The sequence below is a fragment of the Enterococcus sp. BSD2780061688st2 D3 genome, from assembly GCF_005844145.1.
In the GTDB taxonomy this organism is placed as follows: domain Bacteria; phylum Bacillota; class Bacilli; order Lactobacillales; family Enterococcaceae; genus Enterococcus_B; species Enterococcus_B durans.
In genome coordinates this window covers 1-24,851 of the sequence record NZ_SPHN01000022.1, presented here as the reverse complement: position 1 = coordinate 24,851, position 24,851 = coordinate 1, and the positions used below count along the sequence as shown (strand labels likewise).

General features: G+C 38.1%; 16 protein-coding genes and 2 pseudogenes. 15 read left to right on the top strand and 3 right to left on the bottom strand.

The window, feature by feature from the left end:
• The first annotated feature begins 44 nt into the window (after nucleotides 1–44).
• The 4 genes and pseudogenes from FGQ66_RS13365 to FGQ66_RS13350 all read left to right on the top strand — a co-directional run bounded on the left by FGQ66_RS13365 (nucleotide 45) and on the right by FGQ66_RS13350 (nucleotide 6,561).
• Nucleotides 45–893 carry a MurR/RpiR family transcriptional regulator gene (locus tag FGQ66_RS13365; RefSeq protein ID WP_005877856.1) on the top strand — a complete coding sequence of 283 codons (849 nt, stop codon included), beginning with the start codon at nucleotides 45–47 and terminating at the stop codon, nucleotides 891–893.
• A gap of 272 nt (nucleotides 894–1,165) precedes the next feature.
• Nucleotides 1,166–3,331, top strand: coding sequence for a peptidoglycan D,D-transpeptidase FtsI family protein (locus FGQ66_RS13360; RefSeq protein WP_053108909.1), 2,166 nt, complete (start codon nucleotides 1,166–1,168; stop codon nucleotides 3,329–3,331).
• An 836-nt stretch (nucleotides 3,332–4,167) separates the two neighbouring features.
• Nucleotides 4,168–5,041 (top strand): annotated as a pseudogene (locus FGQ66_RS15740) (ATP-binding cassette domain-containing protein).
• Entirely contained in the window at nucleotides 5,038–6,561 is a 1,524-nt protein-coding gene (locus FGQ66_RS13350) for an ABC transporter permease (protein WP_138302587.1), read from the top strand. The pseudogene FGQ66_RS15740 and the gene FGQ66_RS13350 overlap by 4 nt, the downstream one beginning before the upstream one ends.
• A gap of 89 nt (nucleotides 6,562–6,650) precedes the next feature.
• Here the strand turns inward: FGQ66_RS13350 and FGQ66_RS13345 are convergent, their stop codons facing one another.
• Entirely contained in the window at nucleotides 6,651–7,460 is an 810-nt protein-coding gene (locus FGQ66_RS13345) for a Cof-type HAD-IIB family hydrolase (RefSeq protein WP_306462902.1), read from the bottom strand.
• Between the two features lie 304 nt (nucleotides 7,461–7,764).
• Between FGQ66_RS13345 and FGQ66_RS13340 the strand changes: the two genes are divergently transcribed.
• Nucleotides 7,765–9,201: an NCS2 family permease gene (locus tag FGQ66_RS13340; protein ID WP_130095983.1), complete on the top strand. Its 1,437-nt coding sequence runs from the start codon at nucleotides 7,765–7,767 to the stop codon at nucleotides 9,199–9,201.
• Between the two features lie 237 nt (nucleotides 9,202–9,438).
• Entirely contained in the window at nucleotides 9,439–10,635 is a 1,197-nt protein-coding gene (locus tag FGQ66_RS13335) for a multidrug efflux MFS transporter (protein WP_081134719.1), read from the top strand.
• 85 nt (nucleotides 10,636–10,720) lie between these two features.
• Here the strand turns inward: FGQ66_RS13335 and FGQ66_RS13330 are convergent, their stop codons facing one another.
• Nucleotides 10,721–10,909: a YjzD family protein gene (locus tag FGQ66_RS13330; protein ID WP_005875025.1), complete on the bottom strand. Its 189-nt coding sequence runs from the start codon at nucleotides 10,907–10,909 to the stop codon at nucleotides 10,721–10,723.
• Nucleotides 10,910–11,132: 223 nt separating this feature from the next.
• Between FGQ66_RS13330 and dnaE the strand changes: the two genes are divergently transcribed.
• The 4 genes and pseudogenes from dnaE to FGQ66_RS15870 form a co-directional block, all read left to right on the top strand.
• Nucleotides 11,133–14,441, top strand: coding sequence for a DNA polymerase III subunit alpha (dnaE, locus tag FGQ66_RS13325; protein ID WP_130095982.1), 3,309 nt, complete (start codon nucleotides 11,133–11,135; stop codon nucleotides 14,439–14,441).
• Nucleotides 14,442–14,607: 166 nt separating this feature from the next.
• On the top strand, nucleotides 14,608–15,570 hold the full coding sequence (gene pfkA / locus FGQ66_RS13320) for a 6-phosphofructokinase (protein WP_130095981.1): 963 nt from the start codon (nucleotides 14,608–14,610) through the stop codon (nucleotides 15,568–15,570).
• 210 nt (nucleotides 15,571–15,780) lie between these two features.
• Nucleotides 15,781–17,565, top strand: a complete 1,785-nt coding sequence (gene pyk / locus FGQ66_RS13315) for a pyruvate kinase (RefSeq protein WP_005875030.1) — start codon at nucleotides 15,781–15,783, stop codon at nucleotides 17,563–17,565.
• Between the two features lie 31 nt (nucleotides 17,566–17,596).
• Nucleotides 17,597–17,716, top strand: a pseudogene (locus FGQ66_RS15870) (DUF3788 family protein); the annotation flags it as partial.
• A 130-nt stretch (nucleotides 17,717–17,846) separates the two neighbouring features.
• Here FGQ66_RS15870 and FGQ66_RS13305 read toward each other — a convergent pair.
• Nucleotides 17,847–18,743, bottom strand: a complete 897-nt coding sequence (locus tag FGQ66_RS13305; protein ID WP_130095980.1) for a LysR substrate-binding domain-containing protein — start codon at nucleotides 18,741–18,743, stop codon at nucleotides 17,847–17,849.
• Between the two features lie 578 nt (nucleotides 18,744–19,321).
• On the opposite strand from FGQ66_RS13305, the gene FGQ66_RS13300 reads away from it, so the two are divergent.
• The 5 genes from FGQ66_RS13300 (at nucleotide 19,322) to FGQ66_RS13280 (ending at nucleotide 24,136) form a co-directional block, all read left to right on the top strand.
• Nucleotides 19,322–19,891 (top strand): YceD family protein, encoded by a 570-nt coding sequence (locus tag FGQ66_RS13300; RefSeq protein ID WP_138302586.1) that lies wholly within the window; start codon nucleotides 19,322–19,324, stop codon nucleotides 19,889–19,891.
• 56 nt (nucleotides 19,892–19,947) lie between these two features.
• Nucleotides 19,948–20,127: a 50S ribosomal protein L32 gene (gene rpmF, locus FGQ66_RS13295; protein ID WP_002290970.1), complete on the top strand. Its 180-nt coding sequence runs from the start codon at nucleotides 19,948–19,950 to the stop codon at nucleotides 20,125–20,127.
• Between the two features lie 215 nt (nucleotides 20,128–20,342).
• On the top strand, nucleotides 20,343–21,764 hold the full coding sequence (gene gnd / locus FGQ66_RS13290; RefSeq protein ID WP_005875035.1) for an NADP-dependent phosphogluconate dehydrogenase: 1,422 nt from the start codon (nucleotides 20,343–20,345) through the stop codon (nucleotides 21,762–21,764).
• A gap of 186 nt (nucleotides 21,765–21,950) precedes the next feature.
• Complete coding sequence (locus tag FGQ66_RS13285; protein ID WP_005875038.1) at nucleotides 21,951–22,637, top strand: response regulator transcription factor; 687 nt, start codon at nucleotides 21,951–21,953, stop codon at nucleotides 22,635–22,637.
• Nucleotides 22,634–24,136, top strand: a complete 1,503-nt coding sequence (locus FGQ66_RS13280) for a HAMP domain-containing sensor histidine kinase (RefSeq protein ID WP_005875039.1) — start codon at nucleotides 22,634–22,636, stop codon at nucleotides 24,134–24,136. Before FGQ66_RS13285 ends, FGQ66_RS13280 begins: the two co-directional genes overlap by 4 nt.
• Nucleotides 24,137–24,851: the final 715 nt, after the last annotated feature.

Below are 24,851 nucleotides of genomic sequence, written 5' to 3'. Positions count from 1 at the left end.
TGGTATACTTACATAGACTGTAAGATGAAAAGGATGTGAGATCTATGGGCGTTATTAGCCATATCAAAAGCATGATGGAAGAGTATTCCTCTGCAGAAAAAAAACTTGCAGATTATATTATCAACAATGTAGAAAAAATTCCAACGATGACGGCCAATGAACTAGCTGAATCAGCTGGATTAAGTGCGCCAACAGTCGTTCGATTTTCTAAAAAAATCGGCTATCAAAGCTTGACTGATTTTAAAATAAATATTTCGACAGAACTCCAAACAGGTATCGACGAAGGCTTTAGCGACATCCAACCGAATGAATCCTTTTATTCGATCAAAAATAAATTAGGAAATAATGCGCAAGTGGCGATCAGAGAGACGGTTGACGTCTTGAAAGAAGAAAAGATCCAAGAGGTCGTTCAAAGTTTAGAAGGCGCAGAAACAGTTTTTTTATATGGTGTAGGAGCTTCTTCTCTTGTGGTGGAAGACATCGTGCAGAAATGGTCACGGGTCGGAAAACCGATCATCTTTGAAAAAGATATCCATGTGCTACTCCCTCAGTTGGTAAGTAATGAAACGAAAAAAGTGCTGTGGCTGATATCCAATTCTGGCAACACTGCAGACGTGGTTGCAGTAGGGGAGATCGCTAAAGATCTGGGTATTCCAGTAATTGCTTTAACACAATTTGGAACCAACCATTTAAGCAGAATCGCAGATGTCGTCATCCAAACCTCCAGACCAAAAGAAATCACTAACCGAAGTGCAGCAACGAATTCCTTGTTAGCTCAATTCGTGACAATCGATATTATTTTTTATTTGTATATGGCAAAAAATGAACAGTTGAGCGAAAAAGTGGGAAAAACAAGACAAGCAATCAAAGGCTATTTTGAGTCGAAACTATGATTGTGCGAAAATAATAGAAAAACAGGTAGTTTTCCACAGTAAAAATAGCGCCTGTTGTGTTTCACGGAAATCAGAACGAAAATTATTAAAAAAGCTCTGTTTTTTAACGATTTGAATTATTTGTATTTGTGACGCAATTTAGTTTTGTGAAACAAAAGGAGATTTTTATCTTGAATTTCGTTAAAGAATTTTTTTAGCATAACTTTTTTTCTTTTTTAATTTCAGAAATTTAGGTACAATGAATCGTGAATGTAAGTAGGTAAAAGATAGGAATGATGAAAGATTTTATGAAAAAATTTATGAACAATTCTTGGATGGATAAAATAAAAAAAGGGGCACAGGAACCAAAAAACAAACCATTTCGCCGTTCCCACGTGCCTTTTCGCTTAAATTTTCTTTTTTTCATTATATTTACATTGTTCGTAGCGCTGATTGCTCGACTGGGGTATCTGCAAATCGTCAATGGGGAAGAGATGGAAGCAAAAGTCAAATCTTCATCTACCTTGACGATCCAAACAAGTTCTCCTCGAGGAATGATCTATGATTCAACTGGAAAGGCGTTAGTGACAAATCAAGCAAACCAAGCGATTACTTTTACAAGAGGGACAAAAGTCACGTCAAAAGATTTGCTGGAGGTAGCAACGAAACTCAATCAATTGATCGATGTTCCAGCGGATGAGAATTTGACCGAACGGGATAAAAAAGATTTCTGGTTGGCTGATCCTAAACATTTGAAAGAAGCAACGGAACGACTTTCCGCTAAAGAAAAGCAGTTGGAAACTAGTGAGCAATACAGTGCAACTGTAGACAAGGTCACAAAAGATGAAATCCAATTCAATGAAGAAGAATTAAAAATTGCAACGATTTTTAAACGCATGAATAGCGCCTACGAATTGAATACAGTATTTATCAAAAATTCTGGGGTGACTGACCAAGAACTTGCAGTCGTAGCGGAACACGCTTCAGAGTTACCAGGCGTTTCAACTGGAACGGACTGGACACGTCAATACAATGCAGCAGACTCATTAAAAAGTATTTTAGGTAGTGTGACTACAGAAAAACAAGGACTGCCAGCGGATGAAGCGGATAAATATCTAGCCAAGGGATATTCTCGTAATGATCGAGTTGGTCAAAGTTACCTTGAAAAACAATATGAGGATGTCTTACAAGGTACAAAAACACAATACGAAGTAACTTTAGACAGTGATGGAAATGTCACAAATAAAAAAGAAATCTTTGCTGGAGAAAAAGGGTCTAATTTGATGTTGTCCATCAATTCAGAATTCCAATCAAAAGTGGAGGACATCTTAAAAAATAATTATCAGACATTAGTCAATAATGGGAAAGCGAAGTATTCACCGGGTGCTTACGCAGTTGCGATGAATCCTCAAACTGGAGAAGTATTGGCAATGACAGGATTCAGTCATAAAGAAGGGTCGAATGAACTGACAGAAAATGCTTTGGGTACGATCACAAGTGCATTTACACCGGGGTCTGTTGTCAAAGCAGGAACTTTGACCGCTGGTTGGCAAACAGCGGCGATTGCTGGCAATCAAGTGTTGGTGGATGAACCAATCAAACTGCAAGGTTCTGCTGAGAAAAGTTCGGTCTTCAACCGCAGTGGACAAATACCTATCAATGCGGTAAAGGCGCTTGAATTATCGTCAAATACGTACATGATCAAAGTCGCATTAAAAATGCTTGGCTTGGAATATACACCTAACATGGGCTTACCTTCTCTTGATGAGGAAGCAAAAGCCTATGAGGAATTACGTAAAGCATTTAAAGAATTTGGCTTGGGCACAACAACAGGTATCGATTTGCCAAATGAATCTGCCGGTATCTCCCGTTCAGTCGATTTTATGAAGAAATTCAATTCTGACAACGGCGCACAATGGTATTCACCAGGTAACTTCACCGATCTTGCGTTCGGTCAGTTTGATACGTACACACCGATCCAATTAGCACAGTATGCGTCTACGGTGGCGAATGGTGGAAAAAGAATTGAACCTCGTCTAGTGAAAGCTATCTATGGCAATGATGCAGATGGCAATCTAGGAGAAGTAAAAAAAGAAATCGAAACAAAAGTAGCGAATAATGTAGACATTACTGCGGAAGAAATGTCCATTCTTCGTGAAGGATTCCATCAAGTCGTTCACGGAACGGATGGGTATACGACAGCTAAACCTCTGGCTAACGCAAAAATGGATTTGTCTGCCAAAACTGGTACAGCTGAAACAGTGGCAGAAGGGCATCCTGATATCACAACAGTTAACAGTAATATTGTAGCCTATGGTCCAACCGATAATCCTGAGATAGCTATCAGTGTAGTTTTACCAAATCTATTGGATGAAAAAGACCATATGAATTTGACGATTGCTCAAGAAATCATGGATACTTACTATGATATGTTTATGGCTAATAAACAAAATCCTTGATTTTTTGACCTTCAATCTGTAGCTATTCAACTACAACAAACCTCTTATATATTGGTTTATCCAAGATCAAAGGGTCAAAATATGAAATGAAATACATCGAACGTCATTTCATCAGTTGCCATTTGGGATGGAACACAACGCTTCTTCCTAAATGGCAACATTACTATAAAAAAACGATTTTATGACAGTATGCAACATATTTCTGTAGGATGCTTACAAGATTTTGTCAGCTATCATGAAATATGATATGCCTTTCTTGATGAATATCTTGGATAAAATCGCGAAACGAATTTGGGCCACAGCTCGCTTTCTCGCAGACTCAAACGAATTGATTCTAGCGTTTTGATCGAGCTGATTGGTCCATTTTTTTATTGATCCAAAAAAATAATCGACCAAGGAATAACTTGCGTTTGATCCAAGAGCGTGGGACAAAAGTAAGAAACACTTTTGTCTCATTCTTTAAAAACGAATAAACGGAGGGAGCAGAAGCAACTCCTTTGGAAATAAGCCGAAATCCACAAAAATTTGAAAAGCAATTTTCGTTAATTTCTTCTTATTTCTCGGAGTTAAATACTTCTGTCCCAGCCTCAAGGAAAGATGCTATTCATTACCTGAGATTTCGTGAGTGAAAAGCGGAGAGACTGATGGTTGTTCCTCTGATTTTATTTGAGGGCAATAGTTACTGAGGCTAAGTTTTTCGTTGGACCAGAATGGCTTTTTGAACTTCGCTAGAAGCCTTTGATGAGATGCGCGTCTTTTGTGTAACACTCCTAAATAGGATGTTTTGAAGATAGATAACAGAACCATTTATTATGAAATGAAAAGGACCTGATGAAATGGAACTTTCAGTTAAAAATTTGACAATGAACTATTCGAACAAGACTGCGTTAGATGATGTATCGTTGAACTTCAAATCGGGCGGGTTAATCGGATTGATCGGCCCTAATGGAGCAGGAAAATCAACCTTGCTCAAAATCCTCTCTACTATGTTAAAGCCCAGTTCAGGGGAGATTTTCATGGAAAGTCAGGATGTAGTAAACCATCCCAAAATCATGCGCAATATTCTCGGCTACTTGCCTCAGCATGTGCCCTATTATCCACAATTATCTGCTACAGAATATTTAAATTATATTGCTGCCATAAAAGGTATAGCTGCGCAAGATGGAAAAATGCAAATCTCTCAATTATTAAAGCAATTCCACTTGGAAGATGTGGGAAAACGACGTCTGAATGATTTTTCAGGGGGGGATGATCCAACGCGTAGGGATGGCCGCGACACTTCTAGGTGATCCAAAAGTAATTTTAGTTGACGAACCAACGGCCGGACTTGATCCGTTGGAACGAGCCACGTTTAGGAATATATTAAGTGAGCTTGCAGTTGAGCGGATCGTCATACTATCGACTCATATTATTTCAGATATAGAAGCAGTTGCTAGTGACTTAGTCTTTTTGAAGGCTGGACGACTACTTTTCCATGGGTCACCAAATGACTTAGTAAAAAAAGCGAATGGTATGGTTTGGGAGTATGTATTGCCGAGTGGAATCTTTCCAGATTCTTCGAACATGGTCAGTTCGCTGATCCAAGAGTCAGATGGCATACATGTACGGGTGATTGCTGAAACAGCTCCGACGTCTTCTGCCAAGGTCGTTGCGCCAAGGCTCGAAGATGCGAGTATTGCACTGTTGGAAAGACAGGTGAAGCAAAAATGATTCGCATAATGAAAGCTGACCTCTTTCAACGGATCAGAATCCCTTCATTTTTTGTTACAGTTGCTATGCTATTATTTCTTTCTGTTATAAGTACACCTCGTGCAAAAGGAGTGATTCAGGTTCTTTCCATTGATCCAACTGTTTATCGTCAAGCAGATAACCCTTCATGGTTACCGTCAAGTGCAGCTTTGATATTAGGCTTGATTCTGCCCATAATAGGCTTTTTGTTCATAAGGAATTCACTATCCCTTGATCGTGAAACAGGAGTTGCCGATCTATTTATGACAACAAGCTTCCATCAATTTCGCTATGTTTTTGGTAAATTCACTGCAAATTGCCTTTTATTAGTAAGTCTATGGCTTACAGTAGTTATCGGAACTTTTTTTATGTCGATTTTGCGCTTTCCAGGACAATGGCTCTCTATGTACCAGTTTTTAAGCCCTTTTTTAGTACTGTTACCTGGTATTTTATTACTTTCGGCACTAGCTCTACTAGCGGATACTTTACCATTTTTACGAGGAACATTCGGAACGATCGCGATGATTTTTTTTCTTTTGATCCTCTACGTACTTGAGGCAATGAGAAATAAGCAAGAAGGGCTAAATCTATTCAATCTATCAGGAACGAATTATATTTTGGATGCAATAAAACAAGCAGGTATTGTCGCTGGAAAACCAATCAATGGCTTGCAAGTTTTAAGTAGTGGGAAAGGGCCACAGTCTGGCACCCTTTCTCTCGTTATCTCGGCTATCGATTTTAAGCCATCAGATTTGATAGCTATTGGGATACAAATCGTCATCTGTATATTTTTAGTATTATTGTCCGCTCTCTTGCTAAACAAGCGGATCATCGTCCGTAAAAAGTATAAAAAAACACAAACGCCGGTAATTGTTGACTCGAAACCAGTCAATAATCTAAAGTGGAAACCAATAGAAGAAATGAATTTTAAATACGATCGATTGATCAAGCAAGAGGCGATTCGAATCTTTCAAGTGATACCTCTTTGGCAATTAGTAGGGATCATATTGATGTGGATAGCAGCATGGATCGTGTCACGTTCTGTTTTGAATGAAGTAGTCTTGCCTATTTTATTCATCCTAGCAATCGGTCCGATCTCATTGCTAGGTAGTCAAACACAAACAAATGGGGTTTATGATTGGTTGAGAACTGTTACTAAAGGACAAAGGCATCAACAAAATAGTGAATTGATCGTTTTATTTTTGTTTGTATGTTGTCTGTTAGTGCCGATCATGGTAAAAAATCCCAGTGAAATAATTTTATTACTGTTTTTTGGTCTATCTTTGATAGTATTGGCACAAGTGTTAGGGACACTCTTCAAAAACGGAAGAGCGTTTATAGGGATCATGTCAGTTTTTTGGTTCATCTATCTGAATGGTGTGACGGCTCTATTACCATTGCAAAAAGAAAGCAATCTTTTGGTGACGGGCGTATACATTCTCTTGACGATCTTATTGATAGTGTTGCTACAGTTAAAGGTTTTGGTAAAAAACAGAGAATAAGATGACTTGTCTGCTACAAAATAAGCGTATAAAAAACAATCCAGACTGAAACGTCAAACAACGTTTTAGTCTGGATTGTTTTTTAGGTTTTATAGAGCAAGTAGATCCTCAAGGTAAGTTGCTAACCCATCTTCTTGATTGGATAGGTCGGTAACATCATTTGCAACGCCTTTCAATTGATCAGTGCCATTTTTCATGGCAACTCCCCACCCGGCGTATTCCAATAATTCAAGATCATTATGTTCATCGCCAAAAGCGATAATATCCTTTTGGTCAATGTCAAGATAATTTGCGATACGGTGGACACCTTTGGCTTTTTCGATCCCTTTTGAGACGATTTCCAAAATGGCCATTGGTCCGCCCCAAGTACGAACATCTACAAATTGACCAAATTGACGGGTCAACTCTGACGAAACCTGTTCCGCGTAACGTTTTTCCGTTCTTACTAATAGTGAAGTCGGATTAGTTGTCAAGTTCTGTGGTGATAGTAGATTTTGTGGGCTAGGTTTTGCAGAAGCAAAGATTTTGGCATCAAAAAAATCAAAGCTGTCAATAAAGAAAGTTTCACGATTTTCAGCAGCGATAAACTCTAAGTTCAACTGTCGTTTTTGAGCCAAAATATCAAAAACAATTTGTTTATCGATTGATGTTTCTTTTTCTTGTGCCCAATGTTTGTTAGGGATATGGACTAGAGCGCCGTTAAAATTGACCATAGGCGTGGTTAATCCTAATTGTTGATAATATTGGTAACTCATTCTAAAAGGCCGCCCAGTAGCAATGCTGACATGGTGACCAGCTGCCACGGCTTTCTTTAACGTATTTTCGGTTTTAGAAGTGATCAGTGAGTCTTGATTCAAAGTAGTTCCATCTAAATCAATTGCAATGAGTTTTTTATTCAAAAATGTCATTCCCTTCAAAGCGATGTTTGTTTAAGTCTAGCATATTTTAGTGAATAAACAAGGTACAACTTAGGTCAGATAAAAGCGGATACGGAAAAATAACTTAATGTTCCTAGATTTAAAGTACATATAAAGCAAAACACGAACATTATTCGTTTTTTTTTGCTTTTTTTTCATTTTTTAGTTGAAAAACGAATGAAGCAACCTTATAATTTGAAATTGTTCGATGGAATGCGTTTTTTGTCTTATTAGTATATAAATTATTAAGCTTTCCGTTAGAAAAAAGTCAGGGAGTGGAAATTTTATGGAAAAGTTTTTCCAGTTAAAGAAGAATAACACGAATGTATCAACAGAAATGATGGCGGGGATCACGACTTTCTTTGCAATGAGTTATATCTTGTTTGTGAATCCAACCATTTTATCTGCATCAGGAATGCCATTTCAGGCGGTCTTTTTAGCAACGATCATTGCTTCAGTTATTGGGACATTAGTGATGGGGTTGTTCGCCAACGTTCCTTATGCACAGGCTCCGGGGATGGGACTTAATGCCTTCTTTACATTTACTGTTGTTTTTGGATTAGGGTATTCTTGGCAACAAGCGTTAGCAATGGTCTTTATTTGTGGGTTGATCAATATTTTTATTACGGTAACAAAAATTCGTAAAATGATCATCCATGCTATTCCAGAAAGTCTGCAAAATGCGATTGGCGGAGGAATTGGAATCTTTGTTGCTTACGTGGGTATCAAAAATGCAGGTTTCTTATCTTTTTCAGCAGATCAATCAGCGATCACTAGTTCTGTTGTTGAAGGTGGTAAAGCGACAAATGTGACGATCAATGGCGGTATCGTTCCCGCTTTAGCAAATTTCAATAATGCACCAATTTTATTAGCAGTTATTGGTTTAGTATTTACAGCAATTTTAGTTGTAAAGAATATCCGTGGGGCTATTTTGATCGGGATTGTGGTGACAACAGTTTTAGGTATCTTAATGGGTGTAGTTGATTTAGGTACAATCGATTGGAAAGCAAACTCTCTAGGAAGTTCGATCAACGAATTAGGTACGACTTTCGGAGCCGCTTTTGGCAAAGAAGGGATGCAATCATTATTCAGTGATTCTTCAAAGATCCCTCAAGTGTTGATGACGATCATTGCGTTTAGCTTGTCTGATACTTTTGATACGATTGGTACATTCATCGGAACTGGTCGTCGCACAGGAATCTTCTCTAAAGCAGATGAAGATGCACTAGAAGATGGCAGAGGATTCAAAACTAAGATGGACAAAGCATTGTTTGCAGATGCTATCGCTACATCAGTTGGGGCAATTTTCGGTACATCAAATACGACTACTTATGTTGAGTCTGCTGCAGGGATTGGAGCAGGAGGCCGTACAGGATTAACTTCTGTGGTAGTCGCAGTCTTGTTTGCTTTAAGTAGTTTCCTTTCTCCTCTAATTGCAATCGTTCCAACACAAGCAACAGCTCCTGCATTGATTCTAGTAGGGGTAATGATGATGGCATCATTTGCTGACATCAAATGGCTTGATATGGAAGAAGCGTTACCAGCATTCTTCGCATCGATCTTTATGGGCTTATGCTACAGTATCTCTTATGGGATTGCTGCAGGATTCATTTTCTACACGATTGTCAAAGTAGTGAACGGAAAAGCCAAAGACGTCTCAATTGCTTTATGGGTCGTAGATATTTTATTCATCATTAACTTTGTCATCCTAGCAACGATCTAATTGTTTATTGAAAATTAGTTGTAAAAAAATTGAACTCGCTCTCGCTAACTGTTCTCAGTTAGTTGAGGGCGTTTTTTTGTCACAAATAGCCTTCACTGATAAAATATAAGTAATAGAAATAGGTAAATGAAAAAAATATATTGGAATATTCAGAATATTTTTCAATTATCTCGATACATCGATTGCATAGGGGCAAAAAAATAAGGTATTATGAAAGAGATGAAAGAGGGATGATAGATGAAGAATCAATGGAGGAAAAATTTGATCATTACTTGGATCGGTTGTTTCTTTACGGGCTCAAGTATTAGTTTAGTTATGCCATTTATACCAGTTTATGTTGAACAATTAGGAACACCCAAAGACCAGATTGAACTGTTTTCTGGTTTAGCCATTTCAGTGACCGCGTTTGCTTCTGCAATCGTGGCGCCGATTTGGGGTAATTTGGCTGACCGGAAAGGGCGTAAAATCATGATGATCCGAGCAGCTGCCGGCATGACATTTACAATGGGTTCTCTTGCCTTTGTACCGAATGTCTATTGGTTGTTGATCATGCGCTTTTTAAATGGGATCTTGTCTGGTTATATTCCGAATGCTACTGCAATGATTGCATCGCAAGCGCCAAAAGAAAAAAGCGGTTGGGCGCTAGGGACGTTATCAACTGGGGCAATTGCGGGAAATTTGATTGGCCCTTCGATGGGTGGTGCATTAGCACAGTGGTTTGGGATGGAGAATGTTTTTCTGATCACTGGGGGACTGCTGTTAATAACAACGATGTTGACGATTTTCCTAGTGAAAGAAGATTTCCATCCAATTGAAAAGAAAGATTTGATCAGTACGAAAGAGTTATTCTCAAAAATGGATCATTTCTCTATTTTGGTTGGTCTTTTTGTGACAACGTTGATCCTGCAAATCGGGATCACGACGATCAGCCCGATATTGACCTTATATATCCGTCAATTGAGTGGCAATTCAGAAAATATCCTGTTTGTCAGCGGATTGATCGTTTCGGTTGCCGGTGTTTCTGCTGTGTTCTCATCGCCAAAATTAGGGAAACTCGGTGATAAGATCGGGAATCAAAAAGTTCTATTAGCTGGCTTGGTAATGTCCGCTTGTTGTTACCTACCTATGGCATTTGTGACTACTCCCTTGCAACTTGGAATACTGCGGTTTATCCTAGGATTTTCGACAGGTGCGTTGATGCCATCTATCAATACGCTTATTAGTAAAATCACACCAACTGAGGGAGTCAGTCGAGTGTATAGTTATAACCAAATGTTTAGTAACTTTGGACAAGTCTTAGGCCCGATGTTAGGCTCCACTGTTGCACATGCCTTCAATTACAGTGCAGTATTTATTGTGACAAGCCTGTTTGTTCTATCAAATATCTTTTTGTCATTATTTAACTTCAGGAAGGTCCTTCATCAAAAATTGTGAGGATAGTTTGATGGGAAATTCAAAGCTATCAATTTGATTGGAAATTGAAAAAAGGGTGAGACAAAGTCTCACCCTCGCTTTATTTTTATGAATGTGATGAGGCTTCTTTTCTAGGGACAGCAACTGCACCAAGTAAAATGACAATAACGCCTGCAATCAAAGAAATGATCGTTGTTAAAGTGAAATCATATGCACCCTTTGTTAGAGCACCGCCAATGTAACCTACGACTTGACCTAACACAAATGACCAAAATAATGTTACGATATATCGCATAAAGAACACCTCTTTTCTAAGATTAGTTTACCAGATTTTTCATGAATGTAAAGAAACCCGGTTGTAAAAAAGCAAGTTTTATGATTTTATTATCCCGTATGATAGAATAAGAATAATACATACAAAACAGAGCGTTCGTTAGAGCGTGATCAATTCACAGTAAAAAGTTAGAATCAAACTTAACTATAAACTGCTGTCTAATTATATAAAAGGTGGAATGAATATGTTTTTCCCACAGCTTTATACTAAAACGTCCTATTCCCTACTACAAAGTACGATCCGTGTGACGGATTATATCCAAGAAGCAAAGAAATCAGGCTATTCTGTACTGGCAATCACCGATCAAAATGTTCTCTATGGCGTTCCTGAGTTCTATCAGACCTGCATCAGGGAAGGTATCAAACCAATCATAGGCGCAGTTATTTCGTATAGTTATGAAGAACGACTATATGATCTATTAGTTTACGCGAAAGATACTACTGGTTATCAACAGTTGATGCAGCTTTCAAGTAAAAAAATGATCCAAGAAAATTTGTTGTTAGAGGATTTCAATGAAACAGATCATTTGATCTTTGTTATCCCGACACAGCATTCCGTCAAAAATGATTTTGAGGTTGCAAAAAATTTTGAGACCCATTGGCAATCAGTGAAATCAAAAGTTGCCCCACAGGATTTCTACGTGGGGGTGTCTGATACAGATAGTGAACAAAAGTGGCTCGATTTTTTAGTAAAAAACAATGAGTCGCTTTGTGCGTTGCATCCGATTGCTAGTCTTCGAGAAGAGGAACTATTTGCTTTAGAGACGATGAAACATATCAAAGAGGGAAGTCAACTCCCTTTAGAAGAGCTTACACAACAACAAAATAGAGCAAGACAAGGCTTTCTTCTTTCTGAGAAAGAAGTGATGACCCGTTTCCAAGAGGCAGATTTGGCTAAAGCGGTGGAAGGTGCGCAACGGTTAGCTAATTCAATTTCCTTTGAGTTCCAATTTCATCAAAAACTTCTTCCCCATTATCCCGTACCAGAAAATAAAACAGCAGGAGAATATCTTGATGAATTGTGTCAGATACAATTAAGCAAGCGTCTGACACAGATCACACCAGAATATCAAGAACGGCTGACTTATGAATTATCCGTGATCCATCAAATGGGATTTGATGATTATTTTCTGATCGTCTGGGATGTCATGGCATTCACACATCAAAACAACATCGTTACTGGAGCAGGTCGCGGGTCTGCTGCCGGCTCGTTAGTAGCGTATATATTAGAAATTACAGATGTGGACCCTTTGAAGTATGATCTGTTATTTGAACGTTTTTTAAACCCAGAACGATATACGATGCCGGATATCGACCTTGATATACCAGACAATCGTAGAGAAGACGTATTAAATTATGTAAGAGAAAAATACGGACAATACCATATGTCCCAAATCGCTACCTTTGGTACAATGGCAGCGAAAATGGTGCTACGAGATGTTGCCCGAGTGTTTGGGCTTTCTCAAAGTGAAGCAAATCGCTGGTCTAAAGCAATTCCTAATCAATTGAAAATCACATTGAAAGAAGCATATCAAGCATCTAAAAATTTGGTGGAATTAGTGAATGCAAATGAAAAAAATCAGTTGTTATTCAAAACAGCCATCATTTTAGAAGGGCTTCCTAGACATGTTTCCACCCATGCAGCTGGTGTAGTTATCAGTGATAAAAATCTTTTAGAGTTAGTTCCCTTACAAAAAGGCTCGGACGAAGCATTTCTAACTCAATATACGATGAATGACGTCGAAGCAATCGGATTACTGAAAATGGACTTCTTAGGTTTAAGAAATCTTTCAATCATCGACTATACGCTGAAGGCCATCAAAAAAGTAGAGAAAAAAGAGTTGCCGCTCAAACAGATCCCATTGAATGATCCCCAAACACTTTTGTTGTTTCAACAAGGGGATACGACAGGTGTCTTTCAATTTGAATCAGCTGGTATCCGTAATGTATTAAGAAGGCTAGGGCCGGAAAACATTGAAGATATTGCAGCAGTCAATGCGCTTTATCGACCAGGTCCAATGCAAAATATCGATACATTTATCGCACGGAAAAAAGGCAAAGAGGCAATCAATTATCCTGATGATTCATTGATGCCGATTCTGAAAAATACTTACGGCGTAATCGTTTATCAAGAACAGATCATGCAAATTGCGACTAAAATGGCTGGGTTCTCACTTGGACAATCAGATATTCTTAGAAGAGCGATCAGTAAAAAGAAAAAAGAAGTGATCGATAAAGAACGAGAGCATTTTGTGAATGGTGCACTTCAGCAAGGATATTCGAGAGAAAAAGCGGTTGAAGTATATGATTATATCGAGCGGTTTGCAAACTATGGCTTCAATCGTTCCCATGCGTTTGCTTACTCTTTTGTAGGTTTTCAAATGGCTTATCTCAAAGCACATCATCCTGGCGCATTCTTTGTTAGTTTAATGAACTCTGTTCGTCACAATACAACGAAGTTAAAGGAATATATTGCAGAAGCGCGCAAAAAGAAACTAAAATTAATTGCACCTTCTATCAATCAGAGCTATTACGGATTCGAGCTAGTCAATAAAGAAGAAATTCGTTTTGGACTAACTGCGATCAAAGGGGTCAGAAGAGATTTCATTGAAGATATACTGAAGGATAGAAAAGAAAATGGTGCCTATCAATCAGTGGATCAATTTTTGATCCGTCTAGACAAACGCTGGCTAAAATTAGACTTACTTCAATCCTTAGTAGCGGTGGGCGTATTTGATGAACTTTCGCCCAATAGAAAACAATTGATGCTTGATCTAGAAGGCAAGATCCAAAATGTTGTGTACAGTGGTGGAAGTATCGATCTGCTGGGGATCATGGCATTAAAAGAAGAAGAAGTAGCTGACTATCCGCTTGAAGAAAAACTGAAACTCGAAGAAGAATATCTAGGCGTCTACCTTTCTGGACACCCTACAGAAGGGTATGAACGATTGAAAATGGCTAAAAATATCCGTTTAGTCACCGATATCGTTGCCAAACAAGCAACATGTCTGCTGGTCATGATCAAAGAGATTCGAGAAATCAGAACGAAAAAAGGGGAATTGATGGCATTTGTTGAGGGAACAGATATCAGCGGTGAAATAGCTATCACCGTTTTCCCGAAAACGTACCGACAGTTTCGTAAATTATTTGAGATAAACAAAGTGATCTTTGTCCAAGGGAGAACGGAAATCAGCAATTACAATCAAGAGTTACAACTGATTGGTGAAGTATTTTCTGACCCTGAGACTTTGGAGAAACAGTATCCAGATCAAACTTGTTTTTTAAGGATCAAAGAAGAAGTAGATGATCCTCAAATGATGAAACAATTGCAAGGGATTTTTCAAAAACATCCAGGCTATGTTCCTGTAGTGATGTATCATGAAAAGGATCAGCGAAAAGTAGTACTAGCAGAGGCTTATTGGGTGGATGCAAGTGTTAATTTAAAGAAGCAATTAGCTTACTTATTACAAGAAGAAAATGTTGTTTTCAAATAACTTACGGTAAAAAATACTACTTGCTTTCATTTTTTTTCATTTTTTTATCTGTAAATCAAGACAAGTAGCAAAAATAATGTTAGAATGTTAGTCGTGGTTAACGCAAGAAGGTTATAAACCTGAGCACTGCTTAGGATAAAGTAATTTAATGAGGTGAATGTTTATTATGAAACGCATTGGAATTTTGACCAGTGGCGGAGATGCACCTGGAATGAACGCAGCTGTTCGTGCCGTTGTTCGTAAAGGAATTTATGAAGGTTTAGAAGTATACGGGATTAATTATGGATTTGCTGGTTTAGTGGCAGGAGATATTCGTCGCTTAGATGTAGCTGATGTGGGCGATAAGATTCAACGTGGTGGTACATTCTTGTACTCTGCACGTTACCCAGAATTTGCGACAGAAGAAGGACAATTAAAAGGAATCGAACAATTGAAAAAATTCGGTATTGAAGGTTTAGTTGTTATCGGTGGTGACGGATCATATCATGGTGCTATGGCATTGACAAAACGTGGATTCCCAGCAGTGGGTGTTCCAGGAACGATCGATAATGATATTCCAGGAACAGATTTCACAATCGGTTTTGATACAGCAATCAATACAGTATTAGAATCAATTGACCGTATCCGTGATACTGCTACTTCACACGTACGTACATTCGTTATTGAAGTAATGGGACGTAATGCTGGAGATATCGCTTTGTGGTCAGGTGTTGCCGGTGGCGCAGATGAAATCATCATCCCTGAACATGATTTTGATATGGCAGTTGTTGCTAAAAAAATCCAAGAAGGCCGCGATCGTGGGAAAAAACATTGCTTGATCATCTTAGCAGAAGGCGTTATGGGCGGAAATGAATTCGCTGATAAACTTTCTGAATATGGTGACTACCATACACGTGTATCTATCTTAGGACACGTTGTTCGTGGTGGATCTCCAAGCGCGCGTGACCGTGTGTTAGCAAGCAAATTTGGCGCATATGCTGTTGAATTGCTACTAGCAGGTAAAGGTGGACTATGTGTCGGTATCCATAACAATGATATGGTTGCTTCTGACATCATCGATACATTAGAAAACAACAAGCATAAACCAGATCTATCATTATATGATTTGAATAATTCACTTTCATTCTAAGAGTGAAAAAGTTATTTGAACTATGAGACTGGGACAGAAGTGTTTAACTCCGACGAATAAGAAGAGTTCAACGAAAATTGCTTTTCAAATTTTGGTGAATTTCGGCTTATTTTCCGTAGGAGTTGCTTCTGCTCCTAGGCTCGTTATCTGAAGATATTTAGGCTTTAATCGGCTTTAAATAAACAAAATTGAATGGGAGAGTTTTGTAAAATGAAAAAAACCAAAATCGTTAGTACATTAGGACCAGCTAGTAACTCAGTAGAAATTATTTCTAAATTGATCGAATCTGGGGCAAATGTCTTCCGCTTTAACTTTTCACATGGAGACCATGAAGAACAATTATCACGTATGGAAATGGTTCGTGAAGCTGTTAAAAAAACAGGTAAAGATGTAGGTATTCTTTTAGATACAAAAGGTGCTGAAATTCGTACAACTGTTCAAGGCACAACAGAAGCTGATTTTGGTCGTGCAGGATACATCAAATTTGAAGTAGGAGATAAAACTCGTATCTCAATGGACCCTGAACACGTAGGCTCAAAAGAAAAAATTGCTGTAACTTACCCAGGCTTATTCGATGATGTACACGTAGGTGGACATGTATTATTCGATGATGGCTTGATCGATATGGAAATCCTTGAAAAAGATGAAGCAACTCGTGAATTAGTTGTTGAAGTTAAAAATGCAGGTATGCTTGGATCACGTAAAGGTGTAAATGCACCAGGCGTTTCAATCAGCTTACCAGGGATCACACCTAAAGATGCAGATGATATCCGTTTTGGTTTAGACAACGACATCGACTTTATCGCTGCAAGTTTTGTTCGTAAAGCACAAGACGTATTAGACATTCGTGAAATTTTAGAAGAAAAAGACATGACACATGTTCAAATCTTCCCTAAAATCGAATCTCAAGAAGGTATCGACAACATCGATGATATCATCAAAGTTTCTGACGGCGTTATGATCGCTCGTGGAGATATGGGTGTTGAAATCCCAGCTGAACTTGTACCAATGGTTCAAAAACGTATCATCAAAAAATGTAACGCTGCAGGAATCCCTGTTATCACAGCTACTCAAATGTTAGAATCAATGCAAGAAAACCCACGTCCAACACGTGCCGAAGCTTCTGACGTTGCTAACGCTGTATTTGACGGAACTGATGCAACAATGTTATCAGGTGAATCTGCAAATGGTGACTACCCAGTTGAAGCTGTTTCAACAATGGCTCGTATCGATCAAGAAGCTGAAAATGCTTTAGCTGAATTAGGTACTTTCCAATTGAACGAATTCGACAAAACAGATGTAACTGAAACAATCGGTTTATCAGTAGCTCGTGCTGCTAAAAACTTAGGTGTTAAAACAATCGTTGCTGCAACTGAATCTGGTTACACAGCTAAAATGATTTCAAAATACCGTCCAGATGCTGACATCTTGGCTGTTACTTTTGACGAACGCACAAAACGTGGTTTGATGCTTAACTGGGGTGTTTACCCAACAGTTGCTGAAAAACCATCAACAACTGATGAAATGTTTGAATTAGCTGCTCAAAAAGCTGTTGATTTAGGTTTTGCATCAGAAGGCGACTTGATCTTGATCACTGCTGGTGTTCCAGTTGGTGAACGTGGAACAACTAACGTTATGAAAATTCAAATGATTGGTTCTAAATTATTAGAAGCTCAAGGCGTTGGTCAAAAATCAGTCGTTGCAAATGCAGTCGTTGCTTCATCAGCTGAAGAAGCAATCAAAAAAGCAAAAGATGGTATGGTTCTAGTTGTACCAACAACTGACAAAGAATATATGCCAGCAATCGAAAAAGCAGCAGCAGTTATCGTTGAAGAAGGCGGATTGACTTCACACGCAGCAGTTGTAGGAATTGCTCAAGATATTCCTGTAATCGTTGGTGCGAAAGAAGCAACTTCAACAATCGTTGATGGCGAATTGATCACTGTTGACTCACGTCGTGGTATTGTTTACCGTGGCGAAACAACAGCTATCTAATCCATTTAGCTCGCTAATTTAAAAGAAGAGGTTGGGACAGAAGTGTTTAACTCCGAGAAATAAGAAGAAATGAACGAAAATTGCTTTTCAAATTTTTGTGAATTTCGGCTTATTTCCGAAGGAGTTGCTTCTGCTCCCACCGTTTATTCGAGAGTCTGTGGCAAAACTGATTTTTAGTTTTGTCCCACGCTCTTCTTTTTTTTGGCTATTCTAACCTCGTTTTTTCAAAACAAGCAGAAGTTAAATGTATTTTTCATGTTCTGTGTAGTTGAATGAATTCTTTATGGCTTTTTTTGGGTCTTTATAAATTCATGGATCACTTCAATAACTTTTTCTTGCAGCGGGGTAGTGATTTGTTGGGCTCTTTTTGCTAATGAGATTAGAAAACGCGGTTGGATCTCCTCTGAGAGTGGGATAGAAACAAGATTATCTTCAGGATGGATCGCGATCTCTGTCAGAAAGCCGATCCCGATATTTTCACGTATCATGCTTTTTAAAATAGCCAAATCGTTACTTTGGTAGACGATTTTGGGTTCAACATGGGCTTGTTTAGACAATTTGGTGAAAGCTGCTGGATGGACGTAATGTTCATTCAACAAAACAAACTGTTCATCTACTAAGTCTTTGAAAGATAAGACTTCATGTTTTGCCAGTGGATGTGTTTTAGAAACAACAATCATGAAGCGTTTATCCAGAAGCAACTCTACTTCAAGTTTTTGGTCAACGATTGGTTGCGTTGATCCTAAGACTGCCAAATCGATTCTCCCCTCGTGGATCATTCCGTAAAGGTCTCTAGAGCCGCCATCTGTAATCTCAATTTGTTCCATCAGCTGATGCTTGATAAAATAGCTAGATAGTTTTGGAAAGTACTCATTACCGATGATAGGTGGCATCCCAAATCGAAGTTTCTTTTTCTGTAATTGTGTGATTTCCGCTTTTGCCATCTTGATTTCTTGTAAAATCGATTGAGCATGGAGAAATAATTGTTTGCCTGCTGGGGTAATAATCAATTCATGGTGGGAACGATCTCTGGTGATAAGTGCTGCCCCTAACTCTTTTTCTAGGCGTTGCAACGCATATGTAATAGTTGGCTGACTAACCTGAAAATATTTTGCGACTTTGGTAAAGTTTTTTTGTTTCACGATCTGGACATAATATTCAATATCTCTTGTATTCATAAATACCCCCTGCACCTTCATATAAATAATGTTTATTGTAATCCATATCGTTGTCTATATCAAACAGAAGCGACTGCACTGATCAGTTAAACAAATGAAGTATCGAACACGTAGCAAATCCTTTGCATTCAGTCAGTTGGAAATGTCGTATGTATTATTCTTTGATTATTTTTAGCACAGCAATTTATTTTTTATCAGTATCCGCGGGGATTTCTTTAAAACAATACTCGTTATAGAGACAAATTTTCGCCTCTCGGTTGATTGTTGATGTGTACCATTTTACAGATAAAAGGAAATGAATCACCTGATGCAAAATATGTAGTAGGCTCAAATATTAATGCTGTATACTTAATAAGCACCATTTTATTTGTTGTTGTTCCTGTAGTAGTGGGAACGAAATGAGTACAGTTGAAAACAAAGAGAATCAAACGTTTATTCCATATTAGGCAATCAAGATAGATAGATATTCTCGATTTACTTTGTGTTTTTTTATGAAGTGTAAGGTGTCAAGAAAATTTCATTGACAACGACGTTTTTGCCCTGTATAATTGCTTTTGTTGCTTAGGAGTGATGAGAGAATGAAATGGTCTTTACTGGAATTGAGAAAATACCAAGAGACACCGTTAACTTTTCATGAGACCCTTGATCTTAAAGCGGATCTTATGAAGCGAGACAATTTGATATTAGATGTTGCGCCTGTTACAGTCGATGGGCTCGTTTCAGTTGATAATCAAGGCTATCTTGTCCATTACACTGTGCAGACGACTCTGACCGTACCGTCAACTCGTTCGTTAGAACCAGTTGCATTACCCATGGATTTTACAGTAGATGAACTGTTTATGACAAAGGAACAGTACCAACTCAGAGACGATCAATTGTCTGCAGAAGAGATTTTGTTGATAGAAGATGCAAAACTTGATTTGACAGAATCGATCGAAGACAACATTTTATTGGCAATTCCAATGCGTGTATTGACTGAAGAAGAAGAAAAGACGACCGATTTTCCTAAAGGAACAGATTGGGAAGTTGTTTCTGAAGAGGAATACGAACGCAGAAAACTGGAAGAAGCCGAAACAAAAGTAGATCCTCGTCTTGCAAAATTATCTAAACTTTTTGATGCAACGTCAAATGAGGACGATAAAGCGTAAGATTGGAATATATTGTATCATTTATGATGCAAGACTTTACAAGGAGGTGTAGCAAAATGGCAGTACCAGCTAGAAGAACATCAAAAGCTAAAAAAGCAAAACGTCGTACACACTACAAATTGACAATCAAAGGTTTAAACGAATGTCCTAACTGTGGTGAAATGAAAAAAAGCCATCACGTATGTGCAAATTGTGGTTACTATGATGGTAAGGACGTAATGTCTAAAGAAGCTTAATACATTTTAATTAGAAAATGTAAAAACCTCAAGGCTAACCATGGAGCCTTGAGGTTTATTTTTTGTTCCTTATTCAAAAATCGAGGAAATTTAAGTTTTCTATGACGAAAAGAGTTGCAACATAAAAATATGTGCTTCTTTGGTTTGCAATGAGGCAATGTTAAGCTATAATGAGAGAGATTAGGGAGAACATCCCACATGTAGGAGGAGTTCATATGTCAAAACAACAAATCGGCGTTGTCGGTATGGCCGTAATGGGTAAAAACTTAGCCCTTAATATTGAAAGCCGTGGCTATTCAGTTGCCTTATTCAATCGTACGGGTTCAAAGACAACTGCCGTGGTGGAGGAACATCCAGATAAAAACTTCAAAGCGACTTACACAATCGAAGAATTTGTAGATTCAATCGAAAAACCTCGCCGAATTCTTTTAATGGTCAAAGCTGGTCCAGCAACGGATGCAACGATCCAAGAATTGCTTCCTCATTTGGATAAAGGAGACGTTTTGATTGACGGCGGAAATACATTCTTCAAAGATACGATTCGCCGTAATGAAGAACTTGCAAATTCAGGGATCAACTTTATCGGTACCGGTGTTTCCGGCGGAGAAGAAGGCGCGTTAAAAGGCCCTTCAATCATGCCCGGCGGACAAAAAGAAGCGTATGAATTAGTTGCACCGATCTTAGAACAGATCTCTGCTAAAGCAGAAGATGGCGCACCTTGTGTTACTTACATCGGCCCTAATGGTGCTGGTCATTATGTAAAAATGGTACACAATGGTATCGAATATGGCGATATGCAATTGATTGCTGAATCGTATGACTTGATGAAAAATATCTTAGGCCTTTCAGTAGATGAGATGGCAGATATCTTCAAGGAATGGAATCAAGGGGAATTAGATAGCTACTTGATCGAGATCACTGCGGATATTCTAACGAGAAAAGACGATGAAGGTACAGGTAAACCGATCGTTGATGTCATTTTAGACGCAGCAGGAAACAAGGGCACAGGTAAATGGACAAGTCAAAGTGCGCTAGACCTAGGTGTTCCATTACCTTTGATTACAGAATCAGTTTTTGCACGTTACATTTCAGCCTACAAAGAAGAACGTGTGCAAGCAAGTAAAATTCTAACTCGTACAAACGACTTTGAATTTACAGGAGATAAAAAAGAACTTGTTGAGAAAATCCGTGAAGCTCTTTACTTCAGCAAAATCATGAGTTACGCTCAAGGATTTGCGCAATTACGGGTAGCTTCTAAAGAATACGGATGGGATTTACCATTTGGTGAGATCGCTAAAATCTGGCGTGCTGGTTGTATCATTCGTGCACGTTTCTTACAAAAGATTACAGATGCTTATGATAAAGAACCTGATATCGAAAATCTTTTGTTAGATGACTATTTTGTGGATATCACTAAAAAATATCAACAGGCTGTCAGAGATGTCGTTGCATTAGCTGTCCAAGCTGGTGTACCTGTCCCAACATTTTCTTCTGCAATTGCCTATTTTGATTCTTATAGAGCAGAACGCTTGCCAGCAAACATCATCCAAGCACAACGTGATTATTTTGGTGCTCATACGTATGAACGTGTGGATAAAGAAGGAATCTTCCACTATTCTTGGTATCATGAAGAGTAATCTTTCTACTTTTCGCGAATGATTGAATAAAAAATGACGAAAGAGCTGAAGTCGATCGATATGAAAGGACTTCAGCTCTTTTTAAAAATTTGTATCCATGCTAAAATGAATGTAGATTTTTAAATAGATTATCGGTATAATAATATAGTTTTGAATAAGCACGTAGAGAGAAAGGAAAAAAGATTAATGAGTAATATTCTAATCATTGAAGATGAAAAGAACTTGGCTCGATTTGTCGAGTTGGAATTAAAGCATGAAGGCTATAATGCAGAAGTTCATTATAACGGACGTACAGGATTAGATGCGGCCCTGAACAATGAATGGGATGCTATTTTGCTGGACTTGATGTTGCCAGAATTAAATGGACTAGAAGTCTGCAGACGAGTGCGTCAAGTGAAGAATACGCCAATCATTATGATGACTGCCAGAGATTCAGTCATTGATCGCGTTTCCGGATTAGACCATGGAGCAGATGACTATATCGTTAAACCATTTGCAATCGAAGAATTGTTAGCCCGCTTACGTGCATTATTACGTCGAATCGATATCGAAGGCGACAAAAATGTAGCGAAACAAACAACAATTACTTATCGTGATTTGACGATTGAAAAAGAAAATCGTGTCGTACGACGTGGCAGTGAAGTGATCGAACTCACAAAACGTGAATACGAACTATTACTTACGCTGATGGAAAATGTCAATGTTGTGTTAGCGCGTGACGTTTTGTTAAATAAAGTATGGGGATATGAAACAGAAGTCGAAACAAACGTTGTAGATGTTTATATTCGTTATCTTCGTAATAAAATTGATGTTCCTGGAGAAGAAAGCTATATCCAAACAGTTCGTGGAACAGGTTATGTGATGCGCTCGTGATAAAACAAAAAAAATCAGAAAAAAGAGAACTTAAAGGTCCCTCCTTGACTATCAAGTGGGCCTTTGCAAGTTCTTTCTTTATATTTGTAGTGTTTACCATTTTCGCAGTCATCACGTATAAATCATCGATCAACCTTCTCGTTGCGAAAGAAAGAAACAATGTAGAAAGAACGATCTCAGAAGTTACTTCTCGTTTGGCTAACTCAGATGAGGAATTAACGCTTGTTAACACTTATAGAAACTTGACAAATTCAAGGGATCGAGATGGCAGTGTGAATGACACGTCGATCATTGAAGGGAATTTGATGAAGATCGATTCTTTTATTTCAGAATTAGGCCAAGAATCAATGGACTTATATGTATATGATCTAGATGAAAAATTGATTTTCAAAACACATGAGAAAGACCGTTCACTGATCCAAGCAACACGGAAAGTCCCAACGATCGTTACCTTGGATGGAAAGACTGGCTTCCTTTCGGTACAACCGATCTATTCCAAAGAAACACGAGAAAAAATCGGGTACGCTCAAAGTTTTTACGAGCTTTCTTCTTTTTATGATATCCGCAACAAGCTTTTGTTGACGCTGATAGTCTTAGAGATCGTTTCGTTGATCTTGAGTAGCATACTAGGGTTCTTCCTGTCCTCTTATTTCTTGAAACCATTGAAGGTCTTGAGAGATACGATGGATACGATTCGAAAAGATCCACAGTCGGATATTCACATGCCTGAGATAGACACAAACGATGAACTAGCCGACTTAGCAGAGATATTCAATGAAATGCTCGATCGCATGCGTCTATATATCGAACAGCAAGAACAATTCGTAGAAGATGTTTCCCATGAGTTGAGAACGCCTGTCGCGATTATTGAAGGGCATTTAAGCTTGCTGAATCGCTGGGGAAAAGATGATCCCGAAATACTTGAAGAATCATTAGCTGCAAGTATGCAAGAAATCAGCAGAATGAAAAGTTTAGTACAAGAAATGCTGGATCTTTCTCGAGCAGAACAAGTGGACATCCACTATGCAAACGAGACGACCTTAGCGAAAGAAGTAACATACCAAGTGTATAATAACTTCAAGATACTTTATCCGGACTACGTTATTACATTAGATGATGATTTGACAAAAGAAGTGACTTTGCAGATCTATCGCAATCATTTCGAGCAATTGATCATAATTATTTTGGATAATGCTGTAAAATATTCTACAGATCGAAAAGAAGTGCATATCTCGATTTCATCTACTTTGAATGAGTTTGAAATTGCTATCCAAGACTTTGGAGAGGGGATACCGCAAGAAGATCTGAATAAGATATTCAATCGATTCTACCGAGTGGATAAAGCAAGAGCACGGACAAAAGGTGGCAATGGCTTAGGCCTTTCGATTGCCAAACAATTAGTAGAAAGTTACAAAGGGAAGATTATTGCAGAAAGTGTGGTTGGCCAAGGAACGATTTTTAGGATTTTCATTCCAATCATCAAAAAAGAAAACAAGTAAGGAAAGTGCCTTGCTTGTTTTTTTATTTTGTAAAGGACGAATAAAAAGACAAAAACGGACGGGAGAAAGAATAGAAGGTAAAAATACTTTATGGCTAACCGAACTTTTCAGACGATATCGAGTGAAAAAGTTGCTTAAATAAGGAAAAAAATGTTAAAAAACACGTTTGTATCGGCGAATATTCGTGTTTTGAAATAATAGAAAAAAATGTATTTTTTCTATTGCATTTTACTTAAGTACTTGATATATTATTATTTGTTCTGACAAAACGATATTCAAAATCTTGTTACATTTCATAAAAAAAGATGTTGACGAACATTTTGAATCGTGTTATAATAACGAAGTCTTTTTAGAAATGGACGCTTGAAAGTCTTTTATATCAATGAAAAAAGTTGTTGACAAATAACAACTAACATGATAAGATAATCAAGTCGTTAAGAACACGACAAACAATTCGAAAAAAACTTTCGAAAGAAAGTTGTTGACAGAAACTTAAGAATCTGTTAAGATATAAGAGTTGTTAAAACAAAAAAGATTAGACCTTTGAAAACTGAACAAAGTAAGACAAACCAAATGTGTAGGGCGTCTTGAGTGATTCAAGACAACAAACATTTTTAACAAGCAAGCAATATGCTAGTAAACAAATTGAGCTTAACAATCGCAAGATTGTTCTAACTTTTATTATGAGAGTTTGATCCTGGCTCAGGACGAACGC